The sequence below is a fragment of the Enterobacter cloacae complex sp. 382A5 genome (assembly GCF_050031095.1).
GTDB lineage: Bacteria > Pseudomonadota > Gammaproteobacteria > Enterobacterales > Enterobacteriaceae > Enterobacter > Enterobacter cloacae.
In genome coordinates this window covers 3,634,940-3,649,548 of sequence record NZ_JBLGVK010000001.1, presented here as the reverse complement: position 1 = coordinate 3,649,548, position 14,609 = coordinate 3,634,940, and the positions used below count along the sequence as shown (strand labels likewise).

Genomic DNA, 14,609 nt, shown 5'->3' with positions numbered 1-14,609 from the left:
GCCGGGGGCGTTGTGGGATGAAGATGCCGTTTTTCAGGGGGCAGGATGGGTAAACTAACGCTGCTGTTGCTGGCTCTGCTGGTCTGGCTGCAATATTCGCTGTGGTTCGGTAAAAACGGACTGCACGACTATAGCCGGGTAAGTGATGACGTCGCGGCTCAGCAGGCAACTAACGCCAAACTTAAGGCGCGAAACGATCAACTCTTTGCTGAAATTGATGACCTCAATGGCGGGCAGGAGGCGATTGAGGAACGCGCACGCAATGAACTCAGTATGACTAAACCGGGCGAAACCTTTTATCGTCTGGTTCCGGATGCGTCTAAACGCAATCAGGGCTCAGCACAAAACAATCGATAATCAGGCCCAGGATTACGACATGGCAGTGACTTTTTCGGACGTATGCGCCGTGGTGCCGGCCGCGGGTTTTGGCCGGCGCATGCAGACAGAATGTCCCAAGCAATACCTCTCTATTGGCGATAAAACGATCCTCGAACATGCCGTGGCGGCGCTGCTGGCGCACCCCCGAGTGACGCGTGTCATCATCGCCATCAGTCCGGGCGATGCCCGGTTCGCACAGTTACCGCTGGCCGCTCATCAGCAGATCACCGTCGTTGATGGCGGTGCCGAGCGCGCCGATTCCGTGCTGGCGGGCATCCAGGCCGCTGGCGATGCCCAATGGGTACTGGTCCACGACGCTGCGCGCCCGTGCCTGCATCAGGACGATCTTGCGCGCCTGCTGGCGCTGAGTGAAACCAGTAAAGTCGGTGGCATTCTGGCCGCGCCGGTACGTGACACCATGAAGCGTGCCGAGCCTGGCAAACAGGCTATCGCGCATACCGTTGAGCGCGTCGATCTCTGGCACGCGCTGACGCCACAATTTTTCCCCCGCGAATTACTCCACGACTGCTTAACGCGCGCGCTTAAAGAAGGTGCGACCATCACCGACGAAGCCTCTGCGCTGGAGTATTGCGGTTTCCACCCAACGCTTGTTGAAGGGCGCGCTGATAATATAAAAGTGACGCGTCCGGAAGATTTACAGCTCGCGGAATTTTATCTTACCCGTTCGACCCATCAGGAGAAGGCATAATGCGAATTGGACACGGTTTTGATGTACACGCCTTTGGAGGCGTTGGCCCAATTATCATTGGCGGCGTGCGTATTCCTTATGAAAAAGGGCTGCTGGCGCATTCTGATGGCGACGTGGCACTACACGCCTTAACCGACGCCTTACTGGGCGCGGCGGCGCTGGGCGATATCGGCAAGCTGTTCCCGGACACCGATCCGGCGTTTAAAGGCGCAGACAGTCGTGCGCTGTTGCGTGAAGCCTGGCGCCGTATTCAGGCGAAGGGTTACACCCTGGGTAACGTCGATGTGACGATCATCGCTCAGGCCCCCAAAATGCTGCCGCATATTCCTCAGATGCGCGTATTTATCGCTGAAGATCTGGGCTGCCATATGGATGACGTCAACGTCAAAGCGACCACCACGGAGAAACTGGGCTTTACCGGTCGCGGCGAAGGCATCGCCTGCGAAGCCGTGGCGCTGCTGGTGAAGGCGAGCAAATGACCGATTTTGACAACCTGACCTACCTGCACGGTAAACCGCTGGGGAGTGGTCTGCTGAAAGCCAGCCCCGAAGATTTCGTGGTCGTGGAAGATTTGGGCTTTGAGCCGGACGGCGAAGGCGAGCATATCCTGGTGCGCATCCTCAAAAATGGCTGCAATACCCGCTTTGTGGCCGATGCGCTGGCTAAATTTCTGAAAATCCATGCCCGCGAAGTGAGCTTCGCCGGGCAGAAAGACAAACACGCGGTCACCGAACAGTGGCTTTGCGCGCGCGTTCCCGGCAATGCGATGCCTGATTTAAGCAAATTTGAGCTTGAGGGCTGTAAGGTGCTGGAGTACGCCCGTCACAAGCGCAAACTGCGTCTGGGGGCGTTGAAAGGTAACAACTTTACCCTCGTACTGCGTGAAGTGACCGACCGTGACGACGTGGAAAAACGCTTGCAGGCCATCAATGAACGCGGTGTGCCTAACTACTTTGGCGCACAGCGTTTTGGCATCGGCGGCAGTAACCTGCAGGGCGCACTGCGTTGGGCGCAGAGCGATGCGCCGCTGCGTGACAGGAATAAACGCAGTTTTTGGTTGTCGGCGGCCCGCAGTGCGTTGTTTAATCAGATCGTAAGCGAACGGCTGAAAAAACCGGACGCGAATCAAGTTGTTGTCGGCGATGCGCTACAATTAGCGGGACGCGGTAGCTGGTTTGTGGCAACGGCCGAAGAAATGGCCGATATTCAGTCGCGCGTGGACGCTAAAACGCTGATGATCACCGCAGCCTTGCCCGGCACGGGCGACTGGGGTACGCAGGGTGACGCGCTGGCCGCGGAGCAGGCAGCCGTTGCCGAAGCGCAAGAATTACAATCATTGCTGGTGCGGGAAAAAGTCGAAGCAGCACGCCGGGCGATGTTGCTCTACCCGCAGCAGTTAAGCTGGAACTGGTGGGATGACGTAACCGTTGAGTTACGTTTCTGGCTGCCGGCAGGTAGCTTTGCCACCAGTGTTGTCAGGGAACTTATCAACACGTCGGGTGATTATGCGAATATTGCTGAGTAACGATGACGGGATCCATGCGCCAGGCATTCAGACGCTGGCGAAACACCTTCGCGAATTTGCGGATGTGCAGGTCGTGGCTCCCGATCGTAACCGCAGTGGAGCGTCTAACTCATTGACGCTGGAGTCGTCGCTTCGCACCTTTGCTTTTGAAAATGGCGATATTGCCGTGCAGATGGGCACGCCAACGGACTGCGTTTTTCTTGGGGTGAATGCGCTGATGCGCCCGCGCCCGGATATCGTCGTTTCCGGGATTAACGCCGGGCCGAATCTGGGTGATGACGTTATCTACTCTGGTACCGTGGCGGCCGCAATGGAAGGCCGTCATCTTGGCTTTCCGGCGCTGGCGGTATCGTTAAATGGTCACACTCATTACGACACGGCGGCAGCGGTAACCTGTTCTATCCTGCGGGCACTTAGCCGTGAACCGCTGCGTACCGGGCGCATCCTCAACATCAACGTGCCGGATCTCCCGCTGAATGAAATCAAGGGCATTCGCGTCACGCGTTGCGGAAGCCGTCATCCGGCCGATCAGGTCATCCCGCAGCAGGATCCGCGCGGCAACACGCTCTACTGGATTGGCCCTCCCGGCGATAAGTGCGATGCGGGGCCGGATACCGACTTTGCCGCTGTGGATGAAGGCTATGTCTCGGTAACGCCGCTGCACGTAGATTTAACCGCGTATAGCGCGCATGATGTGGTGTCGGGCTGGCTTGATCGCGCAGGAGTGAACGCGCAATGGTAAGTAAACGTGTACAAACTCTTCTGGAACAACTTCGCGCACAGGGGATCCGCGACGAGCATGTGCTTGACGCGCTCGCCCAGGTTCCGCGTGAGAAATTTGTAGATGAGGCGTTTGAACACAAAGCGTGGGAAAACGTGGCCTTGCCCATCGGGCAGGGCCAGACGATTTCGCAGCCCTATATGGTGGCGCGCATGACGGAGCTGCTGGAGCTCACCCCCGACTCCCGCGTGCTGGAGATTGGCACCGGGTCCGGGTATCAGACTGCGATTCTGGCGCATCTGGTGCATCATGTGTGCTCGGTTGAGCGGATCAAAGGTTTACAGTGGCAGGCGCGTCGTCGCCTGAAACAACTTGATTTACACAATGTTTCGGCACGACACGGTGATGGATGGCAGGGTTGGCAGGCTCGCGCCCCGTTTGACGCAATCATCGTGACGGCGGCTCCACCGGAGATCCCTGCGGCCCTGTTGTCGCAGCTGGATGAGGGGGGCATTCTTGTATTGCCTGTTGGCGATGAGCAGCAGCTGTTAAAGCGCGTTCGTCGACGTGGCGACGAGTTTATTATCGATACCGTAGAAGCCGTGCGCTTTGTGCCTCTGGTAAAGGGGGAACTGGCCTAAGACTCGGAATTATCCAGGGTTATTAAGGCAAATTCAGCGTATGGTGTGGCGCGAAAGAGTCGTGCCATCACGGTTAATTTTAAGTCACTGGTAGTTAACACATTCCTGGGGGATAAATGAGCGCGGGAAGCCCTAAATTCACCATCAGCCGTGTTGCGGCATTATCACTGGTTTCGCTCTGGCTGGCAGGCTGTTCGAGTTCTAACAATGCACCTGCGCCTGTCAGTTCTGTTGGCGGAAACAGCGGCTCCGGTAACACGTCCAGCGGAATGTTGATCACGCCGCCACCTAAAATGGGCACTGCTGCGCCGCAGCAAACACCACAAATTCAGCCTGTGCAACATCCTGTTACACAGCCAACACAGATTCAGCCAGTCGAACAACCTGTTCAGACCCAAAATGGCCGCATAGTGTATAACCGTCAGTATGGGAACATTCCGAAAGGCAGCTATACCGGCGGCAGCACCTATACCGTGAAACGTGGCGATACGCTGTTCTATATCGCGTGGATCACCGGGAACGATTTCCGTGACCTCGCGCAGCGCAACAACGTCCAGGCACCGTATGCGCTGGAAGTCGGGCAGACGCTCCAGGTGGGCAACGCAACGGGTACGCCGCTTACGCCTGGCAATACCGTTTCTGCAGCCGACGTGACTGCGCAAAATAACAGCGTTAAGCCTGCACAAAAATCCACCACGGTGGTTGCTTCACAACCTGTAATTACGTATTCTGAAGATTCAGGTGATCAGACTGCTAACAAAATGTTGCCGAATAATAAAGGGACTGCGACTGTTGTCACAGCACCGGCTACGGCACCTGTGGTTAGCTCTACTGAACCGACTGCCAGCAGTATGAGTTCCAGTTCGCCAATTTCAACCTGGCGCTGGCCAACTGACGGTAAGGTTATCGAGAACTTCTCTTCCTCCGAAGGAGGGAACAAAGGGATCGATATCGCAGGAAGTAAGGGACAGGCTATCATCGCGACCGCAGACGGACGCGTTGTGTATGCCGGTAACGCTCTGCGCGGTTACGGTAATCTTATTATCATCAAACACAACGATGATTACCTGAGTGCCTACGCCCATAACGACACAATGCTGGTCCGGGAACAACAAGAAGTTAAGGCGGGGCAAAAAATCGCTACCATGGGTAGCACCGGAACCAGTTCTACACGCTTGCATTTTGAAATTCGTTACAAGGGGAAATCCGTAAACCCGCTGCAGTATTTGCCGCAGCGATAAATTGACGGGGCATGCCAGCCAGGGTGTCTCGTTCAGGGATCACGGGTAGGAGCCACCTTATGAGTCAGAATACGCTGAAAGTTCATGATTTAAATGAAGATGCGGAATTTGATGAGAACGGAGCAGAGGCTTTTGACGAAAAAGCCTTAGTAGAAGAGGAACCCAGTGATAACGATTTGGCTGAAGAAGAGCTGTTATCGCAGGGTGCCACACAGCGTGTACTGGACGCGACTCAGCTTTACCTTGGGGAGATTGGTTACTCCCCACTGTTAACGGCCGAAGAAGAAGTCTATTTCGCACGTCGTGCTTTGCGTGGTGATGTTGCCTCGCGCCGTCGCATGATTGAAAGTAACTTGCGTCTGGTCGTGAAAATTGCCCGTCGTTACGGCAATCGTGGTCTGGCTCTGCTGGATCTGATTGAAGAGGGCAACTTAGGTCTCATCCGCGCAGTAGAGAAGTTTGACCCTGAACGTGGGTTCCGCTTCTCCACCTACGCGACCTGGTGGATTCGTCAGACCATCGAACGGGCCATTATGAACCAAACCCGTACGATTCGCCTGCCGATTCACATCGTCAAAGAGTTGAACGTCTATCTGCGTACCGCGCGCGAGTTGTCCCATAAACTGGACCACGAGCCAAGCGCAGAAGAGATTGCTGAGCAACTCGACAAACCGGTTGATGACGTAAGCCGCATGCTGCGTCTCAACGAGCGCATTACCTCGGTTGACACCCCGCTGGGTGGCGACTCCGAAAAAGCGCTGCTGGATATCCTGGCCGATGAAAAAGACAACGGCCCGGAAGACACCACGCAGGACGATGACATGAAACAGAGCATCGTCAAATGGCTGTTCGAACTGAACGCCAAACAGCGTGAAGTGCTGGCACGTCGTTTCGGTTTACTGGGGTATGAAGCTGCGACACTGGAAGACGTCGGCCGTGAAATTGGCCTGACCCGTGAACGTGTTCGTCAGATTCAGGTTGAAGGTCTGCGCCGCCTGCGTGAAATTCTGCAGGGGCAAGGTCTGAATATCGAAGCGCTGTTCCGCGAATAAGCAACCTTTCGTCAAAAAAAGGCCCGTCGTGAGACGGGCCTTTTTTATCTCTTACGGCTGCGCCGTTTCGTGCAGCAGACGCCAGCTGATCGTCTCGCCTTCCCGATTGAGCACCGCGGTTGACCAGCGTACGTTGACGGGCTGGTCCGGGCGGGTCTGCGTCTCCCGGTAATGAAGCACCGCACCGTTATCCCATGACTGAATCGTGGCTAGCTCATCAATGATGATTTTAAGGCCGGGTCGGCTTCCACGCTGGGCGTGCAGAAAACGGACAAGGGCGTCATGGTTTAAATGCGCCCCACTCGGGGGAATCATCAGAAAGTTTGGCTGGAAACGGGCGAGCAGGGCATCAATATTACCTTCACCGGCACCCAGCCAGTTTTCCAGTGCGATATGAATATCAATGATGTCGTGTTCGAAAGGCGTCATGGTTGCTCCTGTTGCAGTTGTGCAAGCACCTGCGGGTTGTTAAGACGAAATACAGAGATGACGGGCACCAGGGTGATGGCCGAAGCAACCAGAAACATCCCGTGCCACGCGGCGACGGGGGGCAAATACCTCTGGGCCAGATCCAGCACCTGTGCCAGCAGAAAGGCACCCGCAAAAAAACTCAGCTGACGATTAAGATTCCACAGCGCGCTGGCATCAGCCATCTCTTCCCGACGCGTTGTCAGAAATGCGCTGCTCTGCGCCGTACTGCTGCAAAGACTGCCTCCTGCGCCCATTAATGCAAACGCAACGATCGCTGGCAGCGTGCCCGTGGTCGCACTGACGCAGAGCAAAAGCAGAATACCTGACGCCTGAAGCAGGCAACCCGCGATCAACAGAGGTCGGGGGCCGACACGATTAAAGTAACGGCCCGTTGCGGTGATGGCCATAAACGATGCCAGAGACCACGGCAGCATCAGCATGCCCGTCGCGGCTGGCGTCATGTTGGCCACGCTCTGCAGATAAAACATGCCGGTGACGTTTATTCCGATAAACATGCCGGGGACACATACATAAACCATCATGGAAACGCGCAGAAGCGGATCGGCGATCAAACTCAGGTTCAGCAGTCGGTTTGCTTTCATCGCGGGCATTTCATGCTTAAGCCACAGACAGGCCAACGCAAAGGTCAGGAGAGCAACCGGGAGGGTAGCAAAAAATACCCACCGCCAGCTTAACGCCTGAACCAGTACGCCCCCTAACGCAGGTGAGCATGCGGGGGCAAGCAGTGCAACCAGCATGACGGCGGAAGAGAGCCTGGCGCGTTCATGCGCTTTAAACTGTTGCCAGGTCAGCGCCTGCCCTACGGGGATCAATAAGCCACCGCCCACGCCCTGCAGCACCCGCCAGGCAATCAGACTTTCAAGTGTGGCAGACAAGCCTGCCGCGGTGGAGGCTACGCTAAAGAGAACCAGCGAGAGAAGGATGACGTGCTTTGCCCCGATGCGGCGCGTCAGGGCACTGCTGAACGGGATCACCAGCGTCAGGCCGGCAATATACCCGTTACTGACCCAGGCGAGTGCAGAGGGCGTGGCGTGATAGGTCTGCGCCATTGCCGGAAAGGCGACGCTGGCGATAAACATGTTGATCAAATCAAGAAAAAAGCCCAGCAGATAGACTACGGCGACTTTGCTGCGATACGTCATGGTGGATCCTCCGGTGAGGGGGCGTATCGTATCGGCTTGTCCGGTGCCGATAAACGCAACAATTCGCGATATACTGTCAAAACTATTTTGACAATTATGAAGGTTAAGGATGCTGAATCTCCAGCGAACGGCGATGTTTGTGGCGGTAGCGGATGCGGGCAGTTTTACTGCCGCCGCAGAGTCGATGGGGCTGACAAAGGCCGTGGTCAGCTTCAATATTCGCCAGCTGGAAGATGAGCTGGGAGTCACGCTGCTGTTGCGATCCACCCGTCGCCTGACGTTAACCGAGGCGGGCGTGCTTTTTCATCAGCGAAGCGTCAGGCTTTTACAGGAGGCTGAACGCCTGCAGGACGACGTTCGCGCTAACCATGCCGGCCTGACCGGCGAATTGCGGATCACCACCACGCCCGAATACGGCTCGCAGGTGGTTGTGCCTTTGCTGGCCGAATTTAGCCAGCAGCATCCGGAGCTTCGCGTTCGTCATGTTTCGTCGTCTCAGCATGCCGATCTTATCTCGGAGCGCTTTGATGTCGCCATCCGGCTGGGAACACTCGCTGATTCGCGCTACCACGCCGCCTTGATTTCAAACTTTACTATCCTGCCGGTTGCCGCCCCCGGGTGGCTGGCTAACCATCCCGTTGAATCTCTCGAACACCTGGCACAGGCAGAGTGGATCGTTCACGAGCGTTTACCTTCGCCGCTGCACTGGCAGGTAAAAGATGCAGATGGCAATCTGGTTGCCTTTGAGATTAAAAAAGCCCCGCGCCTGTACGCAGATAGCGCCCAGGCGCTGATGGCTTTCACGCATGCGGGATGTGGTGTGGCGCTGCTGCCGGAGTGGCTGGTGCGAAACGCACTGAATTCGGGGGTTCTGGTATCGCTTTTACCGGGATACACGTTTGCTCAGCAGGGCATCTATGCCGTTTATCCAGATGCCCAGCATGTACCCGCTAAGGTTCGGACATTTATTGATTTTATGCGTGCCCGGGTGAACTAGTCATGCATCATCTTTTTGATCAGTGCCGTAAATTGTTCCCGCTCGTCCTGGCTGAGACGCCCTAAAAACGCCTCATCCACCTCATTGCCGACCGGTTTACAGCTTGCAAGCAGGGCTTCTCCTTCAGGCGTGAGGAAGACAAACCGGCGGCGCTTATCCGCAGGATCGTGTTCGCGCTTCACCAGCCCACGCGATTCCATGCGGCTCAGCATTTCGGCCAGCGTCGCTTTTGTGCTCACGGCAACTTCCGTCAGGGCGACCTGCTCGATCCCCGGATTTTCAGAAACAGATCGCATCACCGCATATTGCGGCTTGGTCAGCGCCGGTAAAGCATGTTGCCAGTGGGCAGTATGCTGTTGAAAAAGCTGCCGTAGCAGGTGGAACGCTTCTTGTCTCAGTTCCATGAACACTCCGACGAAAAAAATCTCCCCCTATGATAGCCGCTATTGCCTGCGATTTTAACGCAGCAGTTTTTAGCATTACGTGTGATCGTGTACGAACAATATTGTCAGGTCAGCTCACCGGGAGTAACGTAGTCATTATGTTCGTATGCGAACAAATTAATTGAGGTGCTGAATGAGATTGATCGTGGGAATGACGGGAGCAACAGGTGCTCCGCTGGGGGTGGCTTTACTGCAGGCGTTACGGGACATGCCAGAGGTTGAAACCCATCTGGTGATGTCGAAATGGGCGAAAACTACCATTGAGCTGGAAACGCCCTATACCGCGCAGGATGTCGCCGCCCTGGCAGATGTCGTTCACAGTCCTGCCGATCAGGCTGCCACCATCTCCTCCGGCTCGTTTCGTACCGACGGCATGATCGTCATTCCCTGCAGCATGAAAACGCTGGCGGGTATCCGCGCGGGCTATGCCGAAGGGCTGGTGGGCCGTGCGGCAGACGTGGTGCTGAAAGAGGGGCGCAAGCTGGTGCTGGTCCCGCGTGAAACGCCGCTCAGCACCATACATCTGGAGAACATGCTCGCGCTTTCCCGCATGGGTGTGGCGATGGTGCCGCCCATGCCTGCGTATTACAACCACCCGCAAACCGCCGATGATATCACCCTGCATATCGTGACCCGCGTGCTCGACCAGTTTGGTCTGGAGCACAAAAAGGCGCGTCGCTGGAACGGCCTGCAGGCGGCGAAACATTTTTCACAGGAGAATAACGATGGCATTTGATGATTTGAGAAGCTTCCTGCAGGCGCTCGATGAGCAAGGGCAACTGCTGAAAATTGAAGAAGAGGTCAATGCGGAGCCGGATCTGGCGGCGGCCGCTAACGCGACGGGACGTATCGGTGACGGTGCGCCTGCGCTGTGGTTCGATAACATTCGTGGGTTTACCGATGCCAGGGTGGTGATGAACACCATCGGCTCCTGGCAGAACCACGCCATTTCGATGGGGCTGCCAGCGAATACCCCGGTCAAAAAGCAAATCGATGAGTTTATTCGCCGCTGGGATAAATTCCCGGTCGCACCGGAGCGCCGGGCCAACCCCGCATGGGCGCAGAATACGGTGGACGGTGAGGAGATTAACCTGTTCGACATCCTGCCGCTGTTTCGCCTGAACGACGGGGACGGCGGTTTTTATCTCGACAAAGCGTGCGTTGTCTCGCGCGATCCGCTCGACCCGGACCATTTCGGCAAGCAGAACGTCGGTATTTATCGCATGGAAGTGAAGGGCAAACGTAAGCTCGGCCTGCAGCCGGTGCCGATGCATGATATCGCCCTGCATCTGCATAAAGCCGAAGAGCGTGGTGAAGACCTGCCGATTGCGATTACGTTGGGCAACGATCCGATCATCACCCTGATGGGCGCAACGCCGCTGAAATACGATCAGTCCGAGTATGAAATGGCCGGGGTGCTGCGTGAAAGCCCGTACCCGATTGCGACCGCGCCGTTGACCGGCTTCGATGTGCCGTGGGGGTCTGAAGTGATCCTGGAAGGGGTGATTGAAGGCCGTAAACGTGAAATTGAAGGGCCGTTCGGTGAGTTTACCGGGCACTATTCGGGCGGACGCAATATGACGGTGGTCCGTATTGATAAAGTCTCGTACCGCACCAAACCGATTTTCGAATCCCTCTATCTCGGGATGCCCTGGACCGAGATCGACTACCTGATGGGGCCAGCCACCTGTGTGCCGCTTTACCAGCAACTGAAAGCGGAGTTCCCTGAAGTGCAGGCGGTGAACGCGATGTACACCCACGGTCTGCTGGCGATCATCTCCACCAAAAAACGCTACGGTGGTTTTGCCCGCGCGGTCGGTTTACGCGCCATGACCACGCCGCATGGCCTGGGCTATGTGAAGATGGTGATTATGGTGGATGAAGATGTCGATCCGTTCAACCTGCCGCAGGTGATGTGGGCGCTGTCATCAAAAGTGAACCCGGCAGGGGATCTTGTGCAGCTGCCGAACATGTCGGTTCTTGAGCTTGATCCTGGGTCCAGCCCGGCAGGGATCACCGACAAGCTGATTATTGATGCCACCACGCCTGTTGCGCCGGATAACCGCGGTCACTACAGCCAGCCGGTGCAGGATTTACCGGAAACCAAAGCCTGGGCTGAAAAGCTGACTGCGATGCTGGCAGCACGCCAATAAGGAGGAAAAGATGATTTGTCCACGTTGTGCCGATGAGCAAATTGAGGTGATGGCCACATCACCGGTGAAAGGGATCTGGACGGTTTATCAGTGCCAGCATTGTCTGTATACCTGGCGCGATACCGAGCCGCTGCGTCGTACCAGTCGCGAACATTACCCTGAAGCGTTCCGCATGACGCAGAAGGATATTGATGAGGCGCCGCAGGTGCCGACCATTCCGCCATTGCTGTAAAAAAAAGCCCGGTGGCGCAGCGCTTACCGGGCGGTAACATCGTGCGGTCCTTTGCCCGGTGGCGCTACGCTTACCGGGCCTACGGGTTTTGTAGGTCGGGTAAGGCGAAGCCGCCACCCGACAAAACAGACCGCAGAAAACTAAACCAGACTCTTCAGCCGATAAATCCACTCCAGCGCCTGACGTGGCGTCAGTGAATCCGGGTCGAGATTCTCCAGCGCTTCAACAGCGGGTGACGTCTCTTCCGCAGGTGCCAGCAGCGACATCTGTGTACCGTCAATCTGGGTGGCCGCCGCATTCGGTGACAGGCTTTCCAGCTCGCGCAGTTTCTGACGCGCGCGTTTAATTACCTCTTTAGGCACACCCGCCAGTGCCGCGACGGCCAGGCCATAGCTCTTGCTCGCGGCCCCCTCCTGCACCGTGTGCATAAAGGCGATGGTATCGCCATGCTCAAGCGCATCCAGGTGGACGTTTGCCACGCCCTCCATTTTCTCCGGCAACTGCGTCAGTTCAAAGTAGTGCGTCGCGAACAGCGTCATGGCCTTGATTTTATTCGCCAGGTTTTCCGCACACGCCCATGCCAGCGACAGACCGTCGTAGGTTGAGGTGCCGCGTCCGACTTCGTCCATCAGCACCAGGCTGTGTTCTGTCGCGTTGTGCAGGATATTGGCGGTTTCCGTCATTTCGACCATAAAGGTGGAACGGCCGCTGGCCAGATCGTCCGCCGCACCCACGCGGGTGAAGATACGATCGATGGGGCCAATCTCCACTTTCTGCGCCGGAACGTAGCTGCCGATGTAGGCGAGCAGGGCGATAAGCGCCGTCTGGCGCATATAGGTACTTTTACCGCCCATGTTCGGACCGGTAATGATCAGCATTCTTCGCTGCGGCGACAGGCTCAGCGGGTTAGCGATGAACGGCTCGTTCAGTACCTGCTCCACCACCGGGTGGCGGCCTTCGGTAATGCGAATGCCGGGCTTGTCGGTAAAGGTCGGGCAGGTATAGTTCAGCGTTTCAGCACGCTCAGCCAGATTTACCAGCACATCCAGCTCCGCCAGCGCGCCAGCGCTTAACTGCAGGTCCGCGAGGTGTGGCATCAGCATGTCGAACAGCTCGTCGTAAAGCTGCTTTTCCAGGGCCAGCGCTTTGCCTTTCGAGGTGAGAACTTTGTCCTCATACTCTTTCAGCTCAGGAATGATGTAGCGCTCAGCGTTTTTCAACGTCTGGCGACGCACATAGTGAATCGGCGCCAGATGGCTCTGCCCGCGGCTGATCTGAATATAGTAACCGTGGACTGCGTTATAGCCGACTTTCAGGGTATCGAGCCCGAGACGTTCGCGCTCGCGGATCTCCAGCTTGTCGAGGTAATCCGTTGCGCCGTCCGCCAGCGCGCGCCATTCGTCCAGCTCTTCGTTGTAACCAGGGGCAATTACGCCACCGTCGCGCACCAGAACCGGCGGCGCATCTATGATAGCGCGCTCCAGCAGATCGCGGAGTTCAGCAAACTCGCCCATGGTTTCGCGCAGTTTCTGAACCGGTGCGCTGTCAACATCGCTCAGTTGAGCACGCAGTTCCGGCAGCTGCTGGAAGGCATGACGCATTCGTGCAAGGTCGCGAGGCCGCGCCGTGCGCAGTGCCAGGCGAGCCAGAATACGCTCCAGATCGCCCACCTGACGCAGCACAGGCTGCAGTTCGGTGTAGCGATCCTGCAGCGCGGCAATGGTCTGCTGACGACAAACGAGCGTATCCGTATCGCGGACGGGCATATGCAGCCAGCGCTTCAGCATGCGGCTGCCCATCGGCGTCACGGTGTTATCGAGGACGGATGCCAGCGTGTTCTCAACGCCACCCGCCAGGTTCTGGGTGATCTCCAGATTCCGACGCGTGGCCGCATCCATAATGATGCTGTCCTGCTGGCGCTCCATGGTGATAGAGCGGATATGCGGCAGGGCGGTGCGCTGGGTATCTTTCACATACTGCAAAAGGCAGCCCGCGGCGCACAGTCCGCGCGGGGCGTTTTCCACCCCAAAGCCAATCAGATCGCGGGTACCAAACTGCAGGTTGAGCTGCTGGCGAGCGGTATCAATTTCAAATTCCCACAGCGGACGGCGGCGCAGGCCGCGACGACCTTCGATCAGCGCCATTTCGGCAAAATCTTCGGCATACAGCAGTTCCGCCGGGTTGGTGCGCTGCAGCTCGGCTGCCATGGTTTCCCGGTCAGCCGGCTCGCTCAGACGAAAACGCCCGGAGCTGATATCCAGCGTGGCGTAACCAAACCCTTTGCCGTCCTGCCACAGGGCCGCCAGCAGGTTATCCTGACGCTCCTGGAGCAGGGCTTCGTCGCTAATGGTGCCTGGCGTGACGATACGCACGACCTTGCGTTCAACCGGGCCTTTTGAGGTGGCCGGATCGCCGATCTGCTCACAGATGGCAACCGACTCGCCCTGATTCACCAGCTTGGCCAGGTAGTTTTCTACCGCATGATGCGGAATGCCTGCCATCGGGATGGGTTCACCTGCCGATGCGCCACGTTTGGTCAGAGAGATGTCGAGCAGCTGCGATGCCCGTTTAGCATCGTCATAAAACAGCTCGTAAAAATCGCCCATGCGGTAAAACAGCAGAATTTCCGGATGCTGCGCTTTCAGCTTCAGGTACTGCTGCATCATTGGGGTATGGGCGTCAAAATTTTCAAGTGTACTCATTAGGTTACCGTGTCCATTTTTTTCAATTTCAATGAGTTGTCTTTTTTATTGTCAGGTTTCTTACTCTCTCATTGGAACGCATGACAGCCTGCGTTTCTTATCATGAATCGTTCACGGACCATGATAACGGACTCTGCTGGACAGGAAAACAGACGTGCAGGCTCTTTCGACTAAAATGCGC

Annotated in this window: 16 protein-coding genes; 12 read left to right on the top strand and 4 right to left on the bottom strand. The window is 56.7% G+C overall.

Annotation, left to right across the window (positions count from 1 at the left end):
* Nucleotides 1–45 precede the first annotated feature (45 nt).
* The 8 genes from ftsB to rpoS all read left to right on the top strand — a co-directional run bounded on the left by ftsB (nucleotide 46) and on the right by rpoS (nucleotide 6,267).
* A complete protein-coding gene (gene ftsB, locus ACQG2G_RS17185; protein WP_003862095.1) occupies nucleotides 46–357 on the top strand; it encodes a cell division protein FtsB in 312 nt (103 codons plus the stop codon).
* A gap of 19 nt (nucleotides 358–376) precedes the next feature.
* The gene (ispD, locus tag ACQG2G_RS17180) at nucleotides 377–1,087 is read left to right on the top strand and encodes a 2-C-methyl-D-erythritol 4-phosphate cytidylyltransferase (RefSeq protein WP_061771968.1); all 711 of its coding nucleotides are present in this window, start codon (nucleotides 377–379) and stop codon (nucleotides 1,085–1,087) included.
* Nucleotides 1,087–1,566: a 2-C-methyl-D-erythritol 2,4-cyclodiphosphate synthase gene (ispF, locus tag ACQG2G_RS17175; RefSeq protein WP_013098499.1), complete on the top strand. Its 480-nt coding sequence runs from the start codon at nucleotides 1,087–1,089 to the stop codon at nucleotides 1,564–1,566. The genes ispD and ispF overlap by 1 nt, the downstream gene beginning before the upstream one ends.
* Nucleotides 1,563–2,612, top strand: a complete 1,050-nt coding sequence (gene truD, locus ACQG2G_RS17170; protein ID WP_061771969.1) for a tRNA pseudouridine(13) synthase TruD — start codon at nucleotides 1,563–1,565, stop codon at nucleotides 2,610–2,612. The genes ispF and truD overlap by 4 nt, the downstream gene beginning before the upstream one ends.
* Nucleotides 2,593–3,354, top strand: coding sequence for a 5'/3'-nucleotidase SurE (surE, locus tag ACQG2G_RS17165; RefSeq protein WP_029883175.1), 762 nt, complete (start codon nucleotides 2,593–2,595; stop codon nucleotides 3,352–3,354). Before truD ends, surE begins: the two co-directional genes overlap by 20 nt.
* On the top strand, nucleotides 3,348–3,974 hold the full coding sequence (locus ACQG2G_RS17160; RefSeq protein WP_061771970.1) for a protein-L-isoaspartate(D-aspartate) O-methyltransferase: 627 nt from the start codon (nucleotides 3,348–3,350) through the stop codon (nucleotides 3,972–3,974). The genes surE and ACQG2G_RS17160 overlap by 7 nt, the downstream gene beginning before the upstream one ends.
* 116 nt (nucleotides 3,975–4,090) lie before the next feature.
* Nucleotides 4,091–5,215, top strand: a complete 1,125-nt coding sequence (gene nlpD, locus ACQG2G_RS17155) for a murein hydrolase activator NlpD (RefSeq protein ID WP_023620533.1) — start codon at nucleotides 4,091–4,093, stop codon at nucleotides 5,213–5,215.
* 59 nt (nucleotides 5,216–5,274) lie between these two features.
* Nucleotides 5,275–6,267 carry an RNA polymerase sigma factor RpoS gene (rpoS, locus tag ACQG2G_RS17150; protein WP_013098493.1) on the top strand — a complete coding sequence of 331 codons (993 nt, stop codon included), beginning with the start codon at nucleotides 5,275–5,277 and terminating at the stop codon, nucleotides 6,265–6,267.
* A 51-nt stretch (nucleotides 6,268–6,318) separates the two neighbouring features.
* On the opposite strand, the gene ACQG2G_RS17145 is transcribed toward rpoS, so the two are convergent.
* Nucleotides 6,319–6,696 carry a DUF4440 domain-containing protein gene (locus ACQG2G_RS17145; RefSeq protein WP_061771971.1) on the bottom strand — a complete coding sequence of 126 codons (378 nt, stop codon included), beginning with the start codon at nucleotides 6,694–6,696 and terminating at the stop codon, nucleotides 6,319–6,321.
* Nucleotides 6,693–7,901, bottom strand: a complete 1,209-nt coding sequence (locus ACQG2G_RS17140) for an MFS transporter (protein ID WP_061771972.1) — start codon at nucleotides 7,899–7,901, stop codon at nucleotides 6,693–6,695. The genes ACQG2G_RS17145 and ACQG2G_RS17140 overlap by 4 nt, the downstream gene beginning before the upstream one ends.
* A 109-nt stretch (nucleotides 7,902–8,010) precedes the next feature.
* On the opposite strand from ACQG2G_RS17140, the gene ACQG2G_RS17135 reads away from it, so the two are divergent.
* Nucleotides 8,011–8,898: a LysR family transcriptional regulator gene (locus ACQG2G_RS17135; RefSeq protein ID WP_061771973.1), complete on the top strand. Its 888-nt coding sequence runs from the start codon at nucleotides 8,011–8,013 to the stop codon at nucleotides 8,896–8,898.
* On the opposite strand, the gene ACQG2G_RS17130 is transcribed toward ACQG2G_RS17135, so the two are convergent.
* The gene (locus ACQG2G_RS17130; protein ID WP_020689291.1) at nucleotides 8,895–9,302 is read right to left on the bottom strand and encodes a MarR family winged helix-turn-helix transcriptional regulator; all 408 of its coding nucleotides are present in this window, start codon (nucleotides 9,300–9,302) and stop codon (nucleotides 8,895–8,897) included. The two genes, ACQG2G_RS17135 and ACQG2G_RS17130, sit on opposite strands and share 4 nt — an antisense overlap.
* A 172-nt stretch (nucleotides 9,303–9,474) precedes the next feature.
* Here ACQG2G_RS17130 and ACQG2G_RS17125 point away from each other — a divergent pair, with 172 nt between their 5' ends.
* Genes ACQG2G_RS17125 through ACQG2G_RS17115 form a run of 3 tightly spaced genes read left to right on the top strand, consistent with a single transcriptional unit; the run spans nucleotide 9,475 to nucleotide 11,726 of the window.
* Nucleotides 9,475–10,077 (top strand): non-oxidative hydroxyarylic acid decarboxylases subunit B, encoded by a 603-nt coding sequence (locus tag ACQG2G_RS17125; RefSeq protein WP_248078649.1) that lies wholly within the window; start codon nucleotides 9,475–9,477, stop codon nucleotides 10,075–10,077.
* On the top strand, nucleotides 10,067–11,494 hold the full coding sequence (locus tag ACQG2G_RS17120; RefSeq protein ID WP_348595937.1) for a non-oxidative hydroxyarylic acid decarboxylases subunit C: 1,428 nt from the start codon (nucleotides 10,067–10,069) through the stop codon (nucleotides 11,492–11,494). The genes ACQG2G_RS17125 and ACQG2G_RS17120 overlap by 11 nt, the downstream gene beginning before the upstream one ends.
* Before the next feature lie 10 nt (nucleotides 11,495–11,504).
* Nucleotides 11,505–11,726, top strand: a complete 222-nt coding sequence (locus ACQG2G_RS17115; protein ID WP_013098486.1) for a non-oxidative hydroxyarylic acid decarboxylases subunit D — start codon at nucleotides 11,505–11,507, stop codon at nucleotides 11,724–11,726.
* 140 nt (nucleotides 11,727–11,866) lie between these two features.
* Here ACQG2G_RS17115 and mutS read toward each other — a convergent pair whose 3' ends face one another.
* The gene (mutS, locus tag ACQG2G_RS17110) at nucleotides 11,867–14,428 is read right to left on the bottom strand and encodes a DNA mismatch repair protein MutS (RefSeq protein WP_029883183.1); all 2,562 of its coding nucleotides are present in this window, start codon (nucleotides 14,426–14,428) and stop codon (nucleotides 11,867–11,869) included.
* Nucleotides 14,429–14,609: the final 181 nt, after the last annotated feature.

Coding starts and splice junctions, on each gene's coding strand:
- ftsB (WP_003862095.1), top strand. CDS start 46: ATGGGTAAACTAACGCTGCTGTTGCTGGCTCTGCTGGTCTGGCTGCAA.
- ispD (WP_061771968.1), top strand. CDS start 377: ATGGCAGTGACTTTTTCGGACGTATGCGCCGTGGTGCCGGCCGCGGGT.
- ispF (WP_013098499.1), top strand. CDS start 1,087: ATGCGAATTGGACACGGTTTTGATGTACACGCCTTTGGAGGCGTTGGC.
- truD (WP_061771969.1), top strand. CDS start 1,563: ATGACCGATTTTGACAACCTGACCTACCTGCACGGTAAACCGCTGGGG.
- surE (WP_029883175.1), top strand. CDS start 2,593: ATGCGAATATTGCTGAGTAACGATGACGGGATCCATGCGCCAGGCATT.
- ACQG2G_RS17160 (WP_061771970.1), top strand. CDS start 3,348: ATGGTAAGTAAACGTGTACAAACTCTTCTGGAACAACTTCGCGCACAG.
- nlpD (WP_023620533.1), top strand. CDS start 4,091: ATGAGCGCGGGAAGCCCTAAATTCACCATCAGCCGTGTTGCGGCATTA.
- rpoS (WP_013098493.1), top strand. CDS start 5,275: ATGAGTCAGAATACGCTGAAAGTTCATGATTTAAATGAAGATGCGGAA.
- ACQG2G_RS17145 (WP_061771971.1), bottom strand. CDS start 6,696: ATGACGCCTTTCGAACACGACATCATTGATATTCATATCGCACTGGAA.
- ACQG2G_RS17140 (WP_061771972.1), bottom strand. CDS start 7,901: ATGACGTATCGCAGCAAAGTCGCCGTAGTCTATCTGCTGGGCTTTTTT.
- ACQG2G_RS17135 (WP_061771973.1), top strand. CDS start 8,011: ATGCTGAATCTCCAGCGAACGGCGATGTTTGTGGCGGTAGCGGATGCG.
- ACQG2G_RS17130 (WP_020689291.1), bottom strand. CDS start 9,302: ATGGAACTGAGACAAGAAGCGTTCCACCTGCTACGGCAGCTTTTTCAA.
- ACQG2G_RS17125 (WP_248078649.1), top strand. CDS start 9,475: ATGAGATTGATCGTGGGAATGACGGGAGCAACAGGTGCTCCGCTGGGG.
- ACQG2G_RS17120 (WP_348595937.1), top strand. CDS start 10,067: ATGGCATTTGATGATTTGAGAAGCTTCCTGCAGGCGCTCGATGAGCAA.
- ACQG2G_RS17115 (WP_013098486.1), top strand. CDS start 11,505: ATGATTTGTCCACGTTGTGCCGATGAGCAAATTGAGGTGATGGCCACA.
- mutS (WP_029883183.1), bottom strand. CDS start 14,428: ATGAGTACACTTGAAAATTTTGACGCCCATACCCCAATGATGCAGCAG.